We start from the raw sequence: 18298 nt of genomic DNA on the forward strand, positions 1-18298 counted from the left end.
TGTAAGCGCAAAATGCCCACTCACACCATCATCGCCGTGTCCTCCTTGCCGGTGCGGATGACCAGCATGGTGACGAAGCGTGCGACGTTTGTTTCGTCGCGGAAGAGCTTTTGGGCGAGGAGGTCGAATTCGTCCATGTCGCTAAGGCGCATCATCAGCGCCACGTCCGATGCGCCGGTCACGGCATAGGCCTGGGTGACGGCGGGTTCGGCGGCGGCGAGGTCGAGGAAGCGGCGCATGTGCTGTTCGCCGTGGAGCTTCAGCTCCACCGTCACCAGGGCCTTGAGAGGCCGGCCCGCTTTCGTAGGATTGAGGATGGCGACGATGCGCTCGATCACGCCCGCCCTTCGCAGCTTCTGCACGCGCCTCAGGCAACTGGACGGGGATAGCCCCACCGCGTCGGCGAGTTCGAGATTGGTGCGCCCCGCATCGCGCTGCATCAGGTTCAATAGTTTTCGATCGATCCGGTCCATGACCGAAGGATAAGCAGCATCGAATAGTTTGCAATAAAATTGCAGGAGGCTGCAATTTTTGACGAAAAATTCGAAACGCGCCGGTCTATTCAGAGCAATACGCTGAGGATGTCAGGGACGCCGTGCAGCGCTGTATAACGCTGCTTCAGACTGCGTCTTGAGAGGGCGGAGCCTTCCGTAATCTGCTGCACGCGTATGTGGGTAAAAGCAAAGAACGAGAGCGGTTTGGGTGTGCCTTCTTAACCTCGTCCGCTCGAAGCATGTCGCGGCCGAACTATGGCGTTCGAACGCGGCATGGACCGGAATAACAGTCGGCAGCAATGTCAGCGCACCTAAAGGGTGCGCGGCGCTGCCGGCAAGGAATACGGGCGATAGCGTCAAACCAGGCGCTGTGGCCACCTTAAGAGCGTGCGGTGCACCCGTTTGGTTGATCGCGCAATCTCTAGACCCCGCATTGGACACCCGCACACGCATCATGCGTTTCGGGCCGATGCTTCGCGGCCGGAAAAGCCCTGCCCGACAAGACCGGAGAACTTAATGGCTGCGCTATTGAAGAAGCTGCGCGAGACCCTCGAGATCTATTGGGTACTGGTTCGCATTACCGTGCCGATCATGATTGCGACGGAGCTTTTGTCGCGCATGGGGGTGATCAAAGCGGTGGCGCCGATCTTTTCGCCGGTCATGAGCCTCGTCGGCCTGCCGCCGGCGCTTGGCCTTGCCTGGCTGACGGCCATGATGGTCGGCATGTGGGGCGGCCTTGCGCTTTTGTTCGCGGTCGTGCCGGTGTCCTCGCTCAGTGTCGCGGACGTAACGGTGTTTTCCGGGCTCATCCTCTTTGCCCATGGACTGCCCATCGAGCAGAAAATCATCCAGAAGGCGGGACCAAACATGCTCGCCACCACGCTTTTGCGCCTTTGCGGCGGGCTTCTCTATGCCTTTCTCTTGCATCATCTGCTCTCCGCCACAGGCTGGCTGTCAGCCCCCGTCGCGCCGAGCTGGATCCCGATGAGCGCCACGCCCGACTGGACGGCCTATTTCATCAGCCTTGGCGAGACCATGGCGACGATGTTCGTCATCCTCTTTGCACTTTCCTTTGGGTTGGAATTCCTGAAAATCATTGGCCTGTTAAAGCTGATGATGAGCGGGTTGGCGCCACTTCTGCGCCTTGCCGGCATCAAGGGCGATGCCGGATATCTCACAGCTGTCGGCCTCTTCCTCGGCATTTCCTATGGCGGCGGGCTTTTGATCCGCGAGGCGCGCTCCGGTCTCATTGCTCCGCGCCAGGTTTTCCTGTCCTGCGTCTTCATGGGCTTTGCCCATAGCATCATCGAAGACACGCTGATCGTCATCTCGCTGGGCGCCAATGCCTATGGCGTGCTGATCGGCCGGCTCGTCTTCGCCATCGCCGCAACGGCCGCGATCGCTGCCGTGCTCAACGCGCTTTCGGACCGCACCTTTTTTGCGCGCATGTTCCGCCAGCAACAGGAGGTAACGGCCGGCAATTCATAGCCGCCGGGGTCGCTGAAGCCACGCGGCTCTATCTGCAGCTTCCTCACAGCCAAAGATTGCAGCCTGTGCCTGCCTTTGTTAAGCATTTGATCCAACAGAAAAGGCGGCCGAAATGAGCGATGAGAGACAACAGCATAATGCAGCCTGCCATTGCGGAACGGTGAAGTTCCGCCTGCGCCTGGCCGATGAGTTCAACACGATCCGCCGCTGCACCTGCTCTTATTGCCGCATGCGCGGTGCCATTGCCGTTTCGGCAAAGCTTGCCGATATCGAATTCCTCGAAGGCGAAGACAATCTGACGCTCTATGAGTTCAATACGCGCACGGCAAAGCACTATTTCTGCAAGACCTGCGGCATCTACACTCACCATCAGCGCCGCTCCGACCCGACCCAGTTCGGCATCAATGTCGCCTGCATCGAAGGCGTCAGCCCCTTCGATTTTGCGGCGGTCCCCGTCATGGATGGTGTGGCCCATCCCAACGACACGGGCGGCGCCTCGAAAGTGGCAGGCACGCTGCGTTTCGAGGCCTCGAAATGAGGGCGGTTCTGGAAGTGCTGCCGCAGGTGCCGACAAAGCAGGAGATCGACGACATTCTCGTTCCGCTTCGGCAGTATAACCGGCCATTCACCCAGCAATATCCAAGTCGCAACGATATCGGCATCGTCCTTCGTCATCCCGAAAGCGGGAAAATCTTGGGCGGCCTTTTCGCCACGGACGAGTTCAACTGGCTGTTCGTCAAATACCTCGCGGTCTCGCATGAGCTGAGAGGCGCAGGTTGCGGAACGGCCCTGATGAACGAGGCAGAACGTGTCGCCAGGGATCGCGGCTATATCGGCATCTTTCTCGATACCTTCGATTTCCAGACGCGACCCTTCTACGAAAAGCTTGGCTACAAGCTCTTTGGCGAGCTGGAAGGCGGCGAGGATGGCCCACGCCGCTTCTTCTTGAAAAAGCGCTTCGAAGTGAAGAACTAAGGGGCTTTCGCCTCCACCTCACGTCAGGCGCGGATGCTGACCTACCAGCTCTTCCCGCTTTTCCAACAGCGCCTTTTTCTGCTCTTCCAGCTTGGCAAGTTCCTCGTCGATTTCTTCAACGTTCTTTTCGATATAATCGTGGTGCTGCGCGACCAGCGAGCGGGCCTCCTTGCGGCTCGACGCATTGGGCGTGTCGCCGTAGAGCGGCCGGTTTGCCGTCTCGCGCAGGAAGAGCGTCGTTGCAAGGCCGAAGAGAGAAGCGATCATCAGGTAGAAGGCCGGCACGTAGATATTGCCGGTCAGTTCCACGAGGTATGCCGTGATTGTCGGCGTCAGGCCGGCGACGATGATCGAGATGTTGAAGGAAATGGCGAGCGCGCTGTAGCGGATGCGCGCCGGAAAGAGCGCCGGCAAGGTGGCGGCCATGATGCCGATCAGGCAGTTCAGCGCGATGGCGAGGATCAAGAGGCCGAAGAAAATCATCACCGAATTGCCGCTGGCGATGAAGTGGAAGGCCGGCAGGGAAAGCACCAGGATCACCGTGCTGCCGAAGGCAAGGAACGGCTTGCGACCGATCTTGTCGCTCATCAGGCCGACCACCGGCTGGACGAAGAGCATGCCGACCATCACCGCAATGATGATCAGAACGCCATGATCCTCGCTATAGCCGAGCGTCTTGGATAGATAGGTCGGCATGTAGGTAAGCAGCATGTAGTAGGTGATGTTGGTGACCAGCACCATGCCGATGCAGATGGCGAGCGAGCGGAAATGCTCGCGGGCAATCTCGGCGATCGGTACCATCGGCCGCTCCTGCAGCGATTGCTTGTCTTCCTGCTCGGCCTGCGCAAGACGCTCGGCAAAGGCGGGCGTTTCCTCGGCGGCATGGCGCAGGTAAAGGCCGATCAGGCCGAGCGGCGCGGCAAAGAAAAACGGAATACGCCATCCCCAGGACAGGAAGCTCTCCTCCCCGACAGCGGTGCTGAGCAGAACGACGAACCCTGCTCCCAGCACGAAGCCGGCGATCGAGCCGAAGTCGAGCCAGCTGGCCAGAAAGCCGCGCTTTCGATCCGGCGCATATTCGGCCACGAAAATCGCCGCGCCCGTATATTCGCCGCCCACCGAAAAGCCCTGGGCCAACTTGCAAAGGAGAAGCAGGATCGGCGCCCAGATCCCAATGGTCGCATAGCTTGGAATAAGGCCGATACAGAAGGTGCTGGCCGCCATGATGACGATGGTCAGCGACAAAACCTTCTGCCGTCCGAACCTGTCGCCCATCGCGCCGAAGAAGACGCCGCCAAGCGGGCGAATGAGAAAGGGAACGGAAAACGTCGCAAGCGCCGCCACCGTCTGCACAGCCGGCGATACGTCTGGAAAAAATACCTGTCCAACCGCGTAGGCTACAAAGCCGTAAACGCCGAAATCGAACCATTCCATGGCATTGCCCAGGGCAGCGGCCGTGACGGCTTTTTTCAGTTTGCTGTCGTCGATCAGCGTAACGTCGTCGATGCTCAGGGGCGAATTCTGTGCTTGTTCGCTCAAATCCAGTCCTCGAAAAATGTGCGACCCCGCTCGCCGTCAAGCGAGCGAAATACGCGTGAAAATAGAGCCATGCATTTTGAAACTGCGTTTTATCGCAATTTCTTATTGGCCGATGATATAGAGCCCTTTTCGGCCGCATCTAGCGTGTCGACGCGCCAGCAAAGCAAAGGCGAGCAACGCCATACGTCAGCAAGGCAGATCGCACCCATGACATCAGGCAAATGCCGTGACGTTGAGGGCGTTACGCTTGTCGCGCGGGCCGGAGCGGATGGGCCGGATTGCTCCGACGCGGCAAGCCCGTGAAGGGCCTTGAGAGTGTCGCGACGACAATCTCTGCATCCGCACAAAAGGGCGAGCCAGCCGCAGCCATTGCTACGCTCGCTGACTCGATTTGGGTTTCGTCCTCGCCGCGGTGAGTTACAGCCCTCCGGGCAAAACGAATGGCGCTTCATAAGGCGCCAGGCTGCGAAGTGCAAATCTGAATTGGGTTATGGCGACGTCATCACCACCTCGCAGAGGGTTCTTCCAGCACCTTTGACAAGCAACTTGCCTCTTCTCCTCCTGTGTCGCTCCAGCTTTTCACCCCTCGTTTCAGGCGCGAATCCTGCAGCCGCGACATCTTTTCCAAAAGCGCATCGAGGCCGCGCTTTGGGCTGGAAAGACGCTCGCCAAAGTTTTACATTGCGCGTCGAAATGCGGGAAGGTGGTGCTTCCCGGCCCCCGGCAAAAGGGGGTTCTCGAAAGGCACGGAATGATACGCAGGGCTTCTCTTCTTGTTCTCGGTGCATTGATCGGCGCAATGGTTATGGCCGCAATGCGCTCCAGCCTGGTTCCGGCCATCGCTGCCAATGACTCAAGTTATAAGGAGCTCGCCGTATTCAGTGATGTGCTGGATCGCGTGCGCCGCCAATATGTGACAAAGCCGGATGACGACAAGCTGGTCGAAGCGGCCATCAATGGCATGCTCACCTCGCTCGATCCGCATTCCAGCTATATGAATGCCAAAGACGCCGACGATATGCGCAGCGACATGAAGGGCGAGTTCGGCGGGCTCGGCATCCAGGTCACCATGGACAACGACCTCGTCAAGGTCATTGCTCCCATCGACGGAACGCCCGCCGCCAAAGCCGGCGTCTTGTCGGGCGACTACATCACCGAGATCGACGGCCAGTCGGTGCAGGGCATGAAGCTGCAGGACGCCGTCGAAAAACTGCGCGGTCCGGTCAACACCCCCATCAAGCTTACATTGGTGCGCGCCGGCGTCGACGATCCGATCAAGCTCACCATCCTGCGCGACATCATATCCGTGGACGCCGTCAAATCGCGTGTTGAGGGAGACGTCGGTTATCTGCGCATCATCTCCTTCACCGAAAAGACCTATCCGGACTTCGAAAAGGCGATCCAGACGATCAAGAACACTGTGCCGGCCGACAAGCTGAAAGGCTATGTGATCGATCTGCGGCTCAATCCGGGCGGCCTTCTCAACCAGGCGGTCGAAGTTGCCGACGCCGTGCTGGATCATGGCGAGATCGTCTCCGTGCGCGGCCGCAATGCGGATGAAACCCGCCGCTTCGAGGCCGCCCCTGGCGACCTGACGGACCATAAGCCGATCATCGTCCTGATCAACGGCGGGTCGGCATCGGCCTCCGAGATCGTCGCCGGCGCATTGCAGGACCTGCACCGTGCCACCATCCTTGGCACGCGCTCCTTCGGCAAGGGCTCGGTCCAAACCATCATTCCGCTTGGGGACGACAACGGCCAGCTTCGCCTCACCACCGCGCTCTACTACACGCCATCGGGCCGCTCCATCCAGGGCACCGGTATCACGCCGGACATCAAACTCGAAGAGCCGCTGCCCGACGACATGAAGGGCAAGGTCGAAAGCTCCGGCGAATCCGCTCTGCGCGGCCATATCAAGGGTCAGAGCGAAACAGACGAGGGCTCCGGTTCGATCTCCTACGTCCCGCCGGACCCCAAGGACGACGTGCAGTTGCACGAAGCACTCGATCTCCTGCGCGGACAAAAGACCGACAAGGCCTTTCCGCCAACGCCGTCAAGCGCTGCGTCCTCGCAATAAGGTTGGCGAGGACGCCATTATCCCAAGTGTTCAACGCTAAGCTGTGATGTAAGCAATGGCACCGAATGGGAGTGGATTTTGCTGCGTGCTCTGGGCTTTATTCTCACAACTTTCGTTTGCATCCTGTTCCTTTTTTTCGGAGAACTGTTCTCTCTCGTGGAACGCGACGTCATACTGGGAGATGCTGAGGGTTTCAGCGTCCCGTTCGTCGCCAGATTGATCCTTCTGGCTTGTCTCATCCTCGCAAATTTGCGCTTCCGCGGATTTTTCGTGAGAGTGGCGTCTACTGCGATCGGTGCAATCTTCGGTCTTCACTTTGCCTTCTCTTCGGCTAGGCCTTTAACAGCAGTTCTATATTTCGGTCCGATCTCACCCGTTGAAATACCGATCTGCAGCAGCCCCTATGATGATGTGTTGCACATCATGGATCTTTCGGAAACGGATCCGACAACAATCTCTAGCTTTTACAGCTCCATCAACTGCCAAAACAAAAGAGGCGCAATCTTGCGCTATGGATATGTGTGGTTCAAGACCGGCCCGATCTGAGAAAGCTGCTGAAGCCGATCGTCCGCGACGGCCAATAGGTTGGAAGCCTGGTCAAGCAAAGACCGAGCCAGCAGTAGGACCTGCAGCAAGGTCACGCGTTCAAATTAACAGCTTGGCTGAGGAGGAGCCGGCAGACGATGGGCGTCAGGAACTATCTCATAGAAGGCGTATCATGCGCCGGTAAAACCACGGTTGCGACCGAACTGGAAAAGCGCGGCTATCACGTCGTCCACGGTGATCGCCTGCTGGCTTACCAAGGCGATCCCGAGACCGGACGGCGCATCACACCACACGAAATCCAAGCTCGCAGCGGTGAAGCCGCCTTCCGCCACGCCCATCATATCTGGGATGTGGGGATGATCGAGAGACTGGTCGCTGATGACGGCCATCAGATCACCTTCTTTTGCGGCGGCGCCCGCAATCACGCCAGCTTCCTCCATCTCTTCGAGGGTGTCTTCGTTCTCGAAATTGATCGCGACACCTTGCTCGCACGGCTTGCCGAACGACCAATTGAGGAATTCGGAGCCGCGCCCGCCGAACGCGCGCTCATCCTCGACCTACACAGCACAAGACGAGACATGCCAAGGAACGCCATCGCGGTCGATGCAACCAAACCTCTTGCTGATGTCGTGGACGATATCCTGCGATCGACAGCAAATTAGAACGGCAATTGCCAAAGGATCGAAAAACATTACCGCAATTGTCACCTATGCTGTAGGTTGCACCTGCACACACCAAAAGACGATGCCAATACAGAAGGAAATATAGGAATGATCAGGAAACAGCTTGCCATGGCAACGCTCGCTGCTTTGGCCTGCCTTGTTCTCGCAGCCTGCGTCACCGAACCCGGATCGCGGACCCAGTATGAGGAAGAACATCTGATGACCAGAAGCGATAAGTAAAACGGCTGCCTGAGTCTGTCAGCATGGGCCACCCAGAAGGCGAGACGTTAGCTCTCGCCTCCTCCCGAATGGCCCTACCCGAACCCGACGAAGAATTTCCGCCGATACATCACCCATCCGTGGAAACCGTCACAGCCTTCCACGCCTCGATCTCCCGCTCCAACCGTGCAATCCTTTCAGAAACCAACTGGAGCGCGTCGCTGCCTAGGAGAAGCTGGGGCGGCGGATTATCGGATTGAGCAAGCTCAAGCACGGCCGCAGCAAGTTTTTCCGGGTCGCCCAGTTGCCTGCCACTTTTGGCCTGTCGTGCCGCGCGGATCGGATCGAACAAGCTGTCGTAGTCGGCGATGGTGCGTTCGGTCCTGACCATGGAGCGCCCTGCCCAATCGGTCCGAAACGAGCCGGGACACACCGCCGTGACATGGACGCCAAAGGGCGCCATTTCGGCACGCATCACTTCCGATATGCCTTGCAGGGCAAATTTGCTGCCGCAGTAATAAGCAATGCCGGGCATGGTGATCATCCCGCCCATCGATGTGATATTGGCAATAAAGCCGCTTCGCCGCGTGCGAAACCGCGGAAGAAACGCCTTTGCCACAGCCACCGCCCCGAACACGTTCACATCGAACTGGCGACGCATTTCCTCCATCGGCGATTCCTCGAGCACGCCCTCATGCCCGTAGCCCGCATTGTTGATGAGCACGTCGACCGGCCCATGCGCTTCTTCGACCTCAGAGACGACGGCCTCGATTTGATCGAACTGCGTTACATCGAGAAGGACAGCCTCGGCAGAAGGGATGCTTTCTAGGAAAGCCTCGCGCGAAGCGTTCGAGCGAACCGTCCCGATGACACGATGGCCGAGCGCCGCGGCCGTCGAGGCGATGGCAAGACCGAAACCGGAATTGGCACCGGTGATAAAGAAGGTTTTCCGTTCCATGATCGATAAACTCCTTGCTCGCTGATGATTTGAAAAATAATCTTCAGAAACAGCCAATTCGATTGCGGAAAGTCGCCAATTCTTGCCAAATCCTATGAGTGCGAATTTTAACGACGGGAGGAGAAAAGCGTTGGTTGCGCTTGCCGACAGCCTCGCACCACGTCAAGGTTACAACGCAACGCGGCTTGGCAATGTCAGGCTGCTGAGGACTGAGGCCGTGCTGAACGACATTCCGGTTCTCTATAAATCCGGCGCTGTGTTCGTACTGCAGGGAAGCAAACAGGGCATTCTCGACGAGAAAACATATATCTACGACGAGCAGCATTATCTTGCCGTCTCGATCCCAGTTCCCTTCCGCATGACCTCGATCGCCACGCCGCAAGCCCCGCTGCTGGCGATCTATATCGATTTCGATCTCCAGCTCGCAGCGGAGCTTGCCCTTGAGGTCGAAACCCATAAGGGCTTGGCCGCCGAGCCGGTGCGCAGCCTCGTTTCAAGCCGCATCGAGCCGCAGATGGAAGACCTCTTACTGCGGCTCCTCACGACACTCACCGACCCCACCGAGACAGCCGTGCTCGGCCAGGCCATCTTGAGGGAACTGCACTACCGCGTGCTGGTCGGTCCGCAAGGTAGTGCCATGCTGGCGGCGCTTCGCCAACGGGGCGTAGCTGGAAAGATCATCCAGAGCCTCGCCTTTTTGCGCGATCATTATGCAACGGAAATTTCCGTCGCCGACCTAGCCTCCCGCGCCGGCATGAGCATTCCCACCTATCATGTCCACTTCAAGGAACTGACGGGCAACAGTCCGATGCAGTATTTGAAGGCGCTGCGCCTGCACGAGGCGCGACTGATGATCGCTCGGCAAAACGGCACCATTGCCGAGATCGCAAACAAGGTCGGCTATCAGAGCCCCGCCCAGTTCAGCCGGGACTTTCGCCGTCATTTCGGCAAGACCGCCCGCGAGGAAACGCAGTGGCTGCGAATGCATGTGGGCGATATGGCGATGCTTCAGGATGACGCCTCGCCGCGCAACCATTGAGCAATGAGCTTGGCCGCGGCCCGCTTGCGACCGACCCGGATGTCCGCGGCCTCCAGATCGAAATCGAATCCCTTTTTCTCACGCACATTTCTCAGCCATTGCGGAAAGGCGTGCAGATTGCCGCGACCTAGCTGAGGCAAATCCAATTCGTTGCGAAAGACCTTCGCGTCGCTCTCCGAGAACTCGCCGCGCGCAGACAGCCGCACGCGCAGTTCCCATTGCCGATCGGGGTTTGGCCGTATCTGCAACATCGCGGCATTTCCGGAGATCGACGCAGGTCTGGTTTCGCCGCGCAGCGGAATGGCAAGATAGATCTCCCAATCCTCATCCCCGAAAGGCAGCTTGAGTGCGCGCGCCAGGGCGGCACCCTCCGTCTTTTCGCGGCGTGCACGCTCTCTGTCTTTCAGTTTCTCGGCCAGCGCCCGGAACTGCGTCTCGTCAGGCTCGACGTCAGGTAATACCGTTTCGACATATCGATGTAAAATCGCGAGCTGTTCGCCGCGCCGCATCAGCGCAAAATCGCCTTCCAGCATATCGGCAAGTAGCTCGGAGCGCGTTGCCTTGTTGAGGAGGCCAATGAACATCATGCCCCAAAAGGCAAGATCGGTGTAGGAATAGAACTCTTCGGCGCCCGTCCGGTCGTGGCGGTAGCCGAGATGCTGGAAGGTTTCCAAAATGCGTACGGCCTGATCGGCAAAGGCAAGAAATTTCGCCTTCTTGTCCCGCTGGGCTGGCATATTCGTATAGGCCGAGACCTGCCCAATCAGTTTCAGCCGTGCCTTGAGTGCCCTTGCCGATGTCGTCTCGCCACTTGGCAACTCGCCATTTTCATCGAAGCCGAAGACGAAAAGATAACGATGTCGAGGCAGTCCATCCTGATCGAGCCGCTGCAACAAGCGGCGATAGGCAGCAAGCACAAGGGGCAATTCCTTGTCATCGGCAGCCGGAATACCATAGGAGATCCGCATCAAATGAAAGTAGAGGCGCTCCCGCTCCACGGCCTCCAGCATCTTTGGCGCCTGCGGCACGAGTGGGCCAATCCGATGATGATTGGACGGCCAGAACTTGCCCTGACGGCTCGCCGCGAAGGCCTCATCTTCATCGGCAATGAATTCACGCAGCAACTGAGGATCGGTCATGGTGCCCCTATCTCGTATCGCCTTCGAGCCAAAGAAAGCGGCAAGTGTGCCGCCTCTTCCGCACTCCTGAAAAAGGATAGATCAGGGCAACGACAGATCAACCTCGCGACAGTGAAGTTTTGAGAAAGGCCCTTACGCTTCGTTGCTCTTCAGCACCTTGCCGATAGCGTAGAAATGTCCGCCGGCGACATGATGGAGGCTGCGCCATTCGGGCGGAGCGGTTTCGAACTGCCACTGCCCATCGCGACACACACTCTCGTTTGCCTAAGCCACTCGCGCGCCTGGCAAGCTGCGTTCGCGGAAATCAGCCCAAGCTAAATTGCGCCTGACAAAAGCGAGCGGTGAAGACCCGCGCCGGCGAGATTGCCGTCTCCAACGGCAAGCGCGACGGAGGCCATGGCCCTCGCCGCATCTCCGCAGGCAAAGACACCCGGTAAACTGGTTTCCTTCATTGGATCGGTTTTGATGATCGGGCCGAGCGGCCCTTCCTCGAGTGTAAGACCAAGCTGATCGGCGATCGGGCTTGCAAGTTCGGTGGCGGCCAGCGCAAAGAGCCCGGCGAAGGAGAGTGTCCGACCATCACCGAGAGCAACATCTGCATGCCCACTGATTGCCTTGATCGGGCTGCGCTCAAGCCGGACGCCGCGCGCCGCCAAAGCGGTAAGCTGCTCTTGATCCGGGTCGAAGGCATTATTGAGCAGAAATGTCGTCGGCCCCCAGTCCGGCAGCATCAGGCCATGATGCATGGAAAGCACTGAGCCCGCGATCACCCCAATCGGACCCTGGTTCAGCGCATAGCCATGGCAATAAGGGCAGTGAAAAACGCTTTTGCCCCAGCGCGGCGCAAGCCCCTCTATGTCCGGCAAAATGTCCCGCACCCCGGTCGCCAAGAGCAGTCGCCGCGATGAATAGGCCGTGCCGTCAACATCAACCTTGAAAGCCGCAGCATCGGAACAAGCTTGATCAAGGCGCTGTGCAGCCTCTGCACGCGTGTCGACCCAAGCTACCGTCGGATAGGCCATGAGCTGCGCACGGGCCTCAGCGGCAATCGCCGCCGGGTCTTTGCCGTCTTGCGTCAGGAAGCCGTGCGAATGGCTGGCGAAGCGATTTCGCCGCAGGCCTTCGTCAATGACAAGCACATTGCGCCGCGCCCGCGCGAGCTGCAAACCTGCGGACAGGCCGGCATAACTGCCGCCGATGATGATGACGTCGTAAATCCTCTCGTGCATATCGATCTCCATCTTTTGTAACATCATAAGTGCCGAGAAAACGGCACGTCAATAGTCATGCAACTTTTGTTGTGGCATCAAAGTTCGATGTGCTAGGATCGGCAGCAATTGTGAGGAAAGGAAGAAAAATGCGGCAGGACAGCCGGCTTTCGCGCATGCTGCATGTGCTGATCCATATGGGCCGGCATGACGGACCGATGACATCGGAAATGATAGCGCAGATGCTGGATGCCAATTCCGTGGTGATCCGGCGCACCATGGCTGGCCTGCGCGAAAGCGGATATGTCACGTCGGTCAAAGGTCATGGCGGCGGCTGGACCCTGGCCCGGCCGCTGGAGGAGCTTACCCTTCTCGACATCTACCGCGCGGTCGGCGAACCCTCGGTCTTCGCCGTCGGCCCTGCCTATGATATGCCAGGGTGCCCCATCGAACAGGCTGTCAATGCGACCCTCGAAGGGGTGTTCACCGAGGCGGAACGGCTGCTGTTGAAGCGCTTTTCAGACGTTACGCTCGCCGACATCGCCAAGGGCTTTGCGATGGTCGATCATCACGCACAACAATGCGGCAAGAGCTAGCCGGGACACAGAGAGCCACAAACCTCGTAAAGCCGTTGAAGCATCACGACCCGCTTTTCAGCACCTTGCCGATAGCGTAGAAATGTCCGCCGGCGACATGATGGAGGCTGCGCCATTCGGGCGGAGCGGTTTCGAACTGCCAGTGACCATCGCGAAATGCACGCTCGTCCGCCCAGGCCGCCGTCACTTCACCGATGAAGAGGTCGTAGCTCTCCTGGATATGCGGCTCGCGCACGAGATCACAGGCGAGCCAGGCCGAACAACCCTCAACGAACGGCAGGTCATGACCAGGCATGTCAAAGAGCCTGACGCCGCAGTCGTCAAGCTTTGTAGGCTCTTCGTTGCGCGTGCGCGTTCCGACGGCGCGGGTCATATCCAGCTGCGCGACGGTCGGCACTTGGACGAGAAAACGGCCGCTTGCCTCGATCAAGGTCCTCGTAAAGCTACTGCTGTCGAGAACGACAGTCAGTTTCGGCGGGTCGATATCGAGCCCGCAGCACCAGGCAACGGCCATGACATCGTCGACGCCGTGATGGCGCCCCGAAACGAGGACCGTCGGGCCGTGATTGATGAGGCGAAAGGCCTTGGGAAGCTCGACGCGCCGGATATGTTTCATCATGGCGCTTTTTGCCCGACGGCCTCAGCCACTTTGGCAGGCGCCAGAATGCCCTGCTCGACAGCCAGCGCGATCAGTTTGTCGCTGAGCGCGCCAAGCGCGGCAGAAGCCTTACCGATCGGCTCCATGCGGCGATGCACATCCGTCGCCGTCACGCCATTGCTGTCCCAGGTCCCGCCATTGGTGAAGAAATTGTGCAAGAGCGGCTGCATGCGATCCATGGCATTGGCGAACCGCGCCTCGCTCGTTTGCTTCAGCTCAAATTCGTCCCAGAGCGCGCGAAACTCCTTCGCTTGATCTAGCGGCAGGAGCGCAAAGATCCGGTCGGCCGCCTTCAGTTCCCGCTCGACCTGGCTAACGCGCGCAACACTGTCGTAAGCAAAGGTGTCGCCAGCATCGATCTCCACGATATCGTGGATCAGCAGCATCTTCAGTACCTTTTGAAGATCGACAGGCTCATCCGAGTATTCGCTGAGCACCAAGGCCATCAGCGCCAGCTGCCAGGTATGTTCGGCATCGGTTTCGACGCGCGAGCGGTCCAGCAAAAGCGTCCGGCGCAAGATCGTCTTCAGCTTCTCCGCCTCCAGGATAAATGTAAGCTGGTCCATCAGGCGGCGATTGCCAAGAAAGCTTTCAAGATAATCGGCCGTGATCTTTTCGGACATGCTGCTCTCCATTCGATTGGCAGGCGAGACAGCAACGACCCCGCCGCCCGTCTTGCCTTAAGGCGAGATCGATGTAGCGCATAATTGCCCGAGTCGAACCTTTCTTTTCGAGAAATAGTTCTGGGTGATCATCTCACGCCATCATCCTCGGGCTTGACCCGAGGATCCACAACCCACGGCATGCCGCAACCCGTCTATCCCCAAGCAAAGCCTGCGGATAACGAGCAAACAACGGCTCCGCCGTTCCTCAATAGCCCTCGGCCATACCGGAAACGGCGCGGCTGTCGATGGCGCCGTTATAGCGCGCGCCGCCGCCCTTGCCGATGTCCTCCAGGCTGGCGCCGCCCACCAGAATGCCGGCCGCCTGCCCCCAGATCGGCCAGGATTTGTCGACGCCGACCTTATAGCCCATGCCGGCGAGAAGCTTCAGCGTATCGGGCGAGAGCGCATGCGGCTCCATGTAAACGCGGTCGGGCTGCCACTGGTGATGGATGCGCGGCGCATTGACCGCATCGGAAATATCCATGCCAAAATCCACGACATTGAGGATGGATTGCAGCGTGATCGTAATGATGCGCGAGCCGCCCGGGCTGCCGATCACCATGAAGGGCTTGCCGTCCTTGGCAACGATGGTCGGGCTCATGGACGAGAGCGGCGTCTTGCCGGGCGCAATGGCATTGGCCTCGCCCTGCACCAATCCATAAAGATTGGCAACGCCGGGTTTGGAGGTGAAGTCGTCCATCTCGTTGTTGAGGAGAATGCCAGTGCCGGGCGCCACGACGCCCGCGCCGAACGAGCCATTCAGCGTATAGGTGACGGCAACGGCATTGCCGTCCTTGTCGATGATCGAATAATGCGTAGTCTCGTGGCTCTCGCCGAAATCATGCGGTTTCAGATCGGCGGAAACGCCGGCGCGGTAAGGGTCGATCTTGGCGCGTATTTCGGCCGCATAGCCCTTGTCGATCAGCTTGCTGACGGGGTTTTTCACGAAATCGGGGTCGCCGAGCGCCGCATTGCGGTCGACATAGGCATAGCGCATTGCCTCCACCATCAGATGCACGGTTTCGGCCGAGCCGGAGCCGAGATAAGAAAGCGGATAGCCTTCCAGCACATTGAGGATCTCGCAGATGATGACACCGCCCGAAGATGGCGGCGGCGACGAGATCACCTGATAGCCCCGATAATTGCACTGGATCGGATCGAGCTCGCGCACTTTGTAATTCTCGAAATCCTGCTTGGCGAGAATGCCGTGTTTGTCCTGGCTTGCCTTGACGATCGCGTCGGCAATTGCGCCTTTATAGAAGGCGTCTTTGCCCTGTTCGGAAATGGACGATAGCGCCTTGGCCAGATCGGGCTGGACCAGCTTGTCGCCCGTCGCAAAGGGTTTGCCGTCTTGTTTGGTAAAGATCGCGGCCGTTGGCGCATCTTTGGCGAGCCGCTCATGGTCTTCGTTGAGGATCGAGGCATCGCCCTGCGAGAGCGTGAACCCGTCGCGGGCGAAGGTGATGGCCGGCGCCATCAGTTCCTCGCGCGGCTTGCTGCCATATTTTTCGCGCGCCAGTTCGAACCCGGCGACGGAACCTGGAACGCCGACCGCCAGATAGCCGTCGAGGCTGGCGCGCGGCACGATGTTGCCCTTGTCGTCGAGATACATGGTTTTGGTGGCGGCCTGCGGGGCGCGCTCGCGAAAGTCCAGAAAAGCCGTCTTGCCATCCTTGAGGCGGATCGTCATGAAACCGCCGCCGCCGATATTGCCGGCCGTCGGATAGACCACCGCCAGCGCATAGCCGACAGCAACAGCCGCATCCACCGCGTTTCCGCCACTCTTCAACACCGAAACACCGACATCGGTCGCAAGGTGCTGGGCCGTCACGACCATACCGTTTTCACCGGTAACAGGCGCGGGCGACGCCGCAAGAACCAGGTCGGCTGGCTGAACGGCCAGAGCGACCGCACTGATGAGAGCAACGAAGCGAAAGCGGGAATACGACATCAAGTTTCCTCCTTCAAAGACTGCGGACCAGGGGCAAGCCGCACACGGCCGCACACGCGGCCTTCGAGGTATTGAGGCGCGATCAGGCCCTGCGCATCAATCGAGGGTAGCTGTCCGACAAATCGGTGAGAATTCGCGGCAAAGCCCGGTGCGTCAATCAGAGAGAAGCAAGACCTTTACACATCCGTACACCTGCACACTGCCCTTATTTTTAAACTTATATCTTTAAGGCTAGATTGTTGTAAACGTCCAGAAATGTCTTGAAAGACCTGTTCCAATCGAAGGATCTGGCTGAAGCCCTTGCTGCCAATGTCATCGCTTGAACTTTTTCGGGCGAGGAGGCGACGAAACTTTCGATTGCCGCAAGCTCGGTTTCAGTTCCATTGAAATCAATTAAAAGTCCATTCTCGCCTGTTCTTACGAAATTATTGAGTGGTGAGATATCATTTGCAACAACTACCAGACCCGCCGCCAGAGCCTCAATCACCGTGAGGCCAAAACCTTCATATGCGCTCGCGGTGATATAGACGTTTTGATCCACGATTGTTTTTAAAAGCTCAGCATCGTCAAGCTCGCTACGGATCGTAATGCGATCAGCTACCCCTTCTTGTTTGATGATATCTTCTAGATAAGGAACCAGACCATCGAAGTCAGGGCCAGCTATTATAAGGGAGACATCAACGCCGCGCCGCTTTAACTTTGCGACAAGATTGATCGTTAAGTGGATCCGTTTATTGTCCGATATTCTGCCCCAATACAGCCAACGACGCAGACTTGTTTGATTGTCCCGATGAATCGAAAGATATCGTTCGACATCGACACCGTTAGCGGCAAGCTGGGTTTTGTCGTTCCTCTTTTGAAAGGTCAATGCGTCAGACGAACTGGATGCAAGTACATAGGAATATTGCTTGAGCATCAGCGGCGTGATCGCACTCCAGTAAAGCTTCTTCGCGATGGAGTCCTTGCTATTATGAAAAAAGCCGCCATGCGTGCTGAAGATCTTGATTTTGCCTTGACAAAAGAGAGCAAGGTTAAGGCTAATCGCAGCTGTCTGAGGATCATGAACGTGCAGGATATCGTATCCTGACGCAATCTTGCGCATGGACGGAATAAGGCCGATCAGTCGGTGGCCGTATACTGGCCTCCGCCATGTGATTGTTCCATACTGATTATATTCCTTCTCATAGCGCATTCCAGGCTCGACATGCAGGACGTCCGCAACAATTCCATTCCGGACACTCTGGCGAACAAGATTTGATATTACATTTTCGATGCCACCGATTTTCGGCTCAAATGTTGGCGTGATGTGAAGTATCTTCATACTACAATCCTAGATGATACTTTTATGGCGGGATTTCCGACATAGACCCCATGATCTTCCAAATGCCGAAAGGTGACGCCTCTAGCGCCTAGGACAGCAAAATCACCGACCTCCACGCCAGGCCCAACAAAAGCCTCTGCCGCAATCCAGCTTTTTTTGCCAATATGGATTGGCTTAACCACCAACTGAAAGTTTTCGTCGCGAATGTTATGGCTTCCAGCACATAGATGTGCGCCTTGAGAAATAATCGCACCTTCACCGATGTAGACGGGCGCCATGTTGTAGCAAATCACGCGCGCGGCGATAATGGAATTTTGCTCCATGAGAAGATTTGCGGGATACCAGACGCGGGCGGATCCCCTGACATCGCTTTTGCCGCGAATCGTCGCTCCAAAGGCGCGGAGAAGAAAGCGCCGCCACGGATGCATAGGCGGCGGAGTCCAGGATGCCAACAATAGCCAGGTCGCATTCCACATCGCTCGTATAAGACGATGCTTAAGCGGAAAACTAGGACCACCTTCATTCGGTTTAAACTTTTGTGCATCTAGAGGGGTCATAATCAGCCTATTTCAGAAGTTATCTCAAATTTTGAGAAATAAGCCAGCGCGCCATGCTGCCGGACTGACACACAAACGACCGGCTAGGCCGTTGAACCCCCGCACAGCGGTTTCCAAAAGCCAATGCTGGTTTTCAAGACAACGTGGCCGCTCCTTCCCCACAACTTCAACCATAGATTTCTAGGCAAGAATAGAATGAAATAGGC

Annotated in this window: 19 protein-coding genes; 9 read left to right on the plus strand and 10 right to left on the minus strand. The window is 57.9% G+C overall.

Annotation, left to right across the window (positions count from 1 at the left end; translation table 11 throughout):
- Positions 1–20 precede the first annotated feature (20 nt).
- Positions 21–473, minus strand: a complete 453-nt coding sequence (locus VQ830_RS13885) for an Lrp/AsnC family transcriptional regulator (RefSeq protein WP_337268720.1) — start codon at positions 471–473, stop codon at positions 21–23.
- A gap of 537 nt (positions 474–1010) precedes the next feature.
- On the opposite strand from VQ830_RS13885, the gene VQ830_RS13890 reads away from it, so the two are divergent.
- From VQ830_RS13890 to VQ830_RS13900, 3 genes are all read left to right on the plus strand, one after another.
- Positions 1011–1982: a nucleoside recognition protein gene (locus VQ830_RS13890; protein ID WP_337268721.1), complete on the plus strand. Its 972-nt coding sequence runs from the start codon at positions 1011–1013 to the stop codon at positions 1980–1982.
- Between the two features lie 112 nt (positions 1983–2094).
- Positions 2095–2520, plus strand: a complete 426-nt coding sequence (locus tag VQ830_RS13895; RefSeq protein ID WP_337268722.1) for a GFA family protein — start codon at positions 2095–2097, stop codon at positions 2518–2520.
- Positions 2517–2957: a GNAT family N-acetyltransferase gene (locus VQ830_RS13900; protein WP_337268723.1), complete on the plus strand. Its 441-nt coding sequence runs from the start codon at positions 2517–2519 to the stop codon at positions 2955–2957. The genes VQ830_RS13895 and VQ830_RS13900 overlap by 4 nt, the downstream gene beginning before the upstream one ends.
- Positions 2958–2975: 18 nt before the next feature.
- On the opposite strand, the gene proP is transcribed toward VQ830_RS13900, so the two are convergent.
- A complete protein-coding gene (proP, locus tag VQ830_RS13905; protein ID WP_337268724.1) occupies positions 2976–4496 on the minus strand; it encodes a glycine betaine/L-proline transporter ProP in 1521 nt (506 codons plus the stop codon).
- Positions 4497–5247: 751 nt separating this feature from the next.
- Between proP and VQ830_RS13910 the strand changes: the two genes are divergently transcribed.
- The 4 genes from VQ830_RS13910 (at position 5248) to VQ830_RS13925 (ending at position 8021) form a co-directional block, all read left to right on the plus strand.
- The gene (locus VQ830_RS13910; protein ID WP_337268725.1) at positions 5248–6573 is read left to right on the plus strand and encodes a S41 family peptidase; all 1326 of its coding nucleotides are present in this window, start codon (positions 5248–5250) and stop codon (positions 6571–6573) included.
- 78 nt (positions 6574–6651) lie between these two features.
- Positions 6652–7119 carry a hypothetical protein gene (locus VQ830_RS13915; protein ID WP_337268726.1) on the plus strand — a complete coding sequence of 156 codons (468 nt, stop codon included), beginning with the start codon at positions 6652–6654 and terminating at the stop codon, positions 7117–7119.
- A 137-nt stretch (positions 7120–7256) separates the two neighbouring features.
- The gene (locus tag VQ830_RS13920; RefSeq protein WP_337268727.1) at positions 7257–7781 is read left to right on the plus strand and encodes an AAA family ATPase; all 525 of its coding nucleotides are present in this window, start codon (positions 7257–7259) and stop codon (positions 7779–7781) included.
- 108 nt (positions 7782–7889) lie between these two features.
- A complete protein-coding gene (locus tag VQ830_RS13925) occupies positions 7890–8021 on the plus strand; it encodes a hypothetical protein (RefSeq protein ID WP_337268728.1) in 132 nt (43 codons plus the stop codon).
- Positions 8022–8130: 109 nt separating this feature from the next.
- On the opposite strand, the gene VQ830_RS13930 is transcribed toward VQ830_RS13925, so the two are convergent.
- Positions 8131–8958 (minus strand): oxidoreductase, encoded by an 828-nt coding sequence (locus tag VQ830_RS13930; protein WP_337268729.1) that lies wholly within the window; start codon positions 8956–8958, stop codon positions 8131–8133.
- 94 nt (positions 8959–9052) lie between these two features.
- On the opposite strand from VQ830_RS13930, the gene VQ830_RS13935 reads away from it, so the two are divergent.
- The gene (locus tag VQ830_RS13935) at positions 9053–9997 is read left to right on the plus strand and encodes an AraC family transcriptional regulator (protein ID WP_337268730.1); all 945 of its coding nucleotides are present in this window, start codon (positions 9053–9055) and stop codon (positions 9995–9997) included.
- Here VQ830_RS13935 and VQ830_RS13940 read toward each other — a convergent pair.
- Together VQ830_RS13940 and VQ830_RS13945 are read right to left on the minus strand one after the other, a co-directional pair.
- The gene (locus tag VQ830_RS13940) at positions 9967–11136 is read right to left on the minus strand and encodes a hypothetical protein (RefSeq protein WP_337268731.1); all 1170 of its coding nucleotides are present in this window, start codon (positions 11134–11136) and stop codon (positions 9967–9969) included. The genes VQ830_RS13935 and VQ830_RS13940 overlap by 31 nt on opposite strands.
- Positions 11137–11450: 314 nt before the next feature.
- On the minus strand, positions 11451–12365 hold the full coding sequence (locus tag VQ830_RS13945) for an NAD(P)/FAD-dependent oxidoreductase (RefSeq protein WP_337268732.1): 915 nt from the start codon (positions 12363–12365) through the stop codon (positions 11451–11453).
- A 128-nt stretch (positions 12366–12493) separates the two neighbouring features.
- Here VQ830_RS13945 and VQ830_RS13950 point away from each other — a divergent pair, with 128 nt between their 5' ends.
- Entirely contained in the window at positions 12494–12940 is a 447-nt protein-coding gene (locus VQ830_RS13950; protein WP_337268733.1) for an Rrf2 family transcriptional regulator, read from the plus strand.
- A gap of 43 nt (positions 12941–12983) precedes the next feature.
- On the opposite strand, the gene VQ830_RS13955 is transcribed toward VQ830_RS13950, so the two are convergent.
- From VQ830_RS13955 to VQ830_RS13975, 5 genes are all read right to left on the minus strand, one after another.
- The gene (locus VQ830_RS13955) at positions 12984–13559 is read right to left on the minus strand and encodes a flavin reductase family protein (protein ID WP_337268734.1); all 576 of its coding nucleotides are present in this window, start codon (positions 13557–13559) and stop codon (positions 12984–12986) included.
- Complete coding sequence (locus VQ830_RS13960) at positions 13556–14221, minus strand: HD domain-containing protein (RefSeq protein ID WP_337268735.1); 666 nt, start codon at positions 14219–14221, stop codon at positions 13556–13558. The genes VQ830_RS13955 and VQ830_RS13960 overlap by 4 nt, the downstream gene beginning before the upstream one ends.
- 247 nt (positions 14222–14468) lie before the next feature.
- Positions 14469–16214, minus strand: a complete 1746-nt coding sequence (gene ggt, locus VQ830_RS13965; RefSeq protein WP_337268736.1) for a gamma-glutamyltransferase — start codon at positions 16212–16214, stop codon at positions 14469–14471.
- A 217-nt stretch (positions 16215–16431) separates the two neighbouring features.
- Complete coding sequence (locus VQ830_RS13970) at positions 16432–17535, minus strand: glycosyltransferase family 4 protein (RefSeq protein ID WP_337268737.1); 1104 nt, start codon at positions 17533–17535, stop codon at positions 16432–16434.
- The gene (locus VQ830_RS13975) at positions 17532–18092 is read right to left on the minus strand and encodes an LbetaH domain-containing protein (protein ID WP_337268738.1); all 561 of its coding nucleotides are present in this window, start codon (positions 18090–18092) and stop codon (positions 17532–17534) included. Before VQ830_RS13975 ends, VQ830_RS13970 begins: the two co-directional genes overlap by 4 nt.
- Positions 18093–18298: the final 206 nt, after the last annotated feature.

The organism is Oryzifoliimicrobium ureilyticum, assembly GCF_037199735.1.
Taxonomy (GTDB): Bacteria; Pseudomonadota; Alphaproteobacteria; order Rhizobiales; family Rhizobiaceae; genus Rhizobium; species Rhizobium ureilyticus.

Coding starts and splice junctions, on each gene's coding strand:
- VQ830_RS13940 (WP_337268731.1), bottom strand. CDS start 11,136: ATGACCGATCCTCAGTTGCTGCGTGAATTCATTGCCGATGAAGATGAG.
- VQ830_RS13945 (WP_337268732.1), bottom strand. CDS start 12,365: ATGCACGAGAGGATTTACGACGTCATCATCATCGGCGGCAGTTATGCC.
- VQ830_RS13950 (WP_337268733.1), top strand. CDS start 12,494: ATGCGGCAGGACAGCCGGCTTTCGCGCATGCTGCATGTGCTGATCCAT.
- VQ830_RS13885 (WP_337268720.1), bottom strand. CDS start 473: ATGGACCGGATCGATCGAAAACTATTGAACCTGATGCAGCGCGATGCG.
- VQ830_RS13910 (WP_337268725.1), top strand. CDS start 5,248: ATGATACGCAGGGCTTCTCTTCTTGTTCTCGGTGCATTGATCGGCGCA.
- VQ830_RS13955 (WP_337268734.1), bottom strand. CDS start 13,559: ATGATGAAACATATCCGGCGCGTCGAGCTTCCCAAGGCCTTTCGCCTC.
- VQ830_RS13930 (WP_337268729.1), bottom strand. CDS start 8,958: ATGGAACGGAAAACCTTCTTTATCACCGGTGCCAATTCCGGTTTCGGT.
- VQ830_RS13970 (WP_337268737.1), bottom strand. CDS start 17,535: ATGAAGATACTTCACATCACGCCAACATTTGAGCCGAAAATCGGTGGC.
- VQ830_RS13920 (WP_337268727.1), top strand. CDS start 7,257: ATGGGCGTCAGGAACTATCTCATAGAAGGCGTATCATGCGCCGGTAAA.
- VQ830_RS13935 (WP_337268730.1), top strand. CDS start 9,053: ATGAGTGCGAATTTTAACGACGGGAGGAGAAAAGCGTTGGTTGCGCTT.
- VQ830_RS13890 (WP_337268721.1), top strand. CDS start 1,011: ATGGCTGCGCTATTGAAGAAGCTGCGCGAGACCCTCGAGATCTATTGG.
- VQ830_RS13900 (WP_337268723.1), top strand. CDS start 2,517: ATGAGGGCGGTTCTGGAAGTGCTGCCGCAGGTGCCGACAAAGCAGGAG.
- ggt (WP_337268736.1), bottom strand. CDS start 16,214: ATGTCGTATTCCCGCTTTCGCTTCGTTGCTCTCATCAGTGCGGTCGCT.
- VQ830_RS13895 (WP_337268722.1), top strand. CDS start 2,095: ATGAGCGATGAGAGACAACAGCATAATGCAGCCTGCCATTGCGGAACG.
- VQ830_RS13925 (WP_337268728.1), top strand. CDS start 7,890: ATGATCAGGAAACAGCTTGCCATGGCAACGCTCGCTGCTTTGGCCTGC.
- VQ830_RS13975 (WP_337268738.1), bottom strand. CDS start 18,092: ATGACCCCTCTAGATGCACAAAAGTTTAAACCGAATGAAGGTGGTCCT.
- VQ830_RS13960 (WP_337268735.1), bottom strand. CDS start 14,221: ATGTCCGAAAAGATCACGGCCGATTATCTTGAAAGCTTTCTTGGCAAT.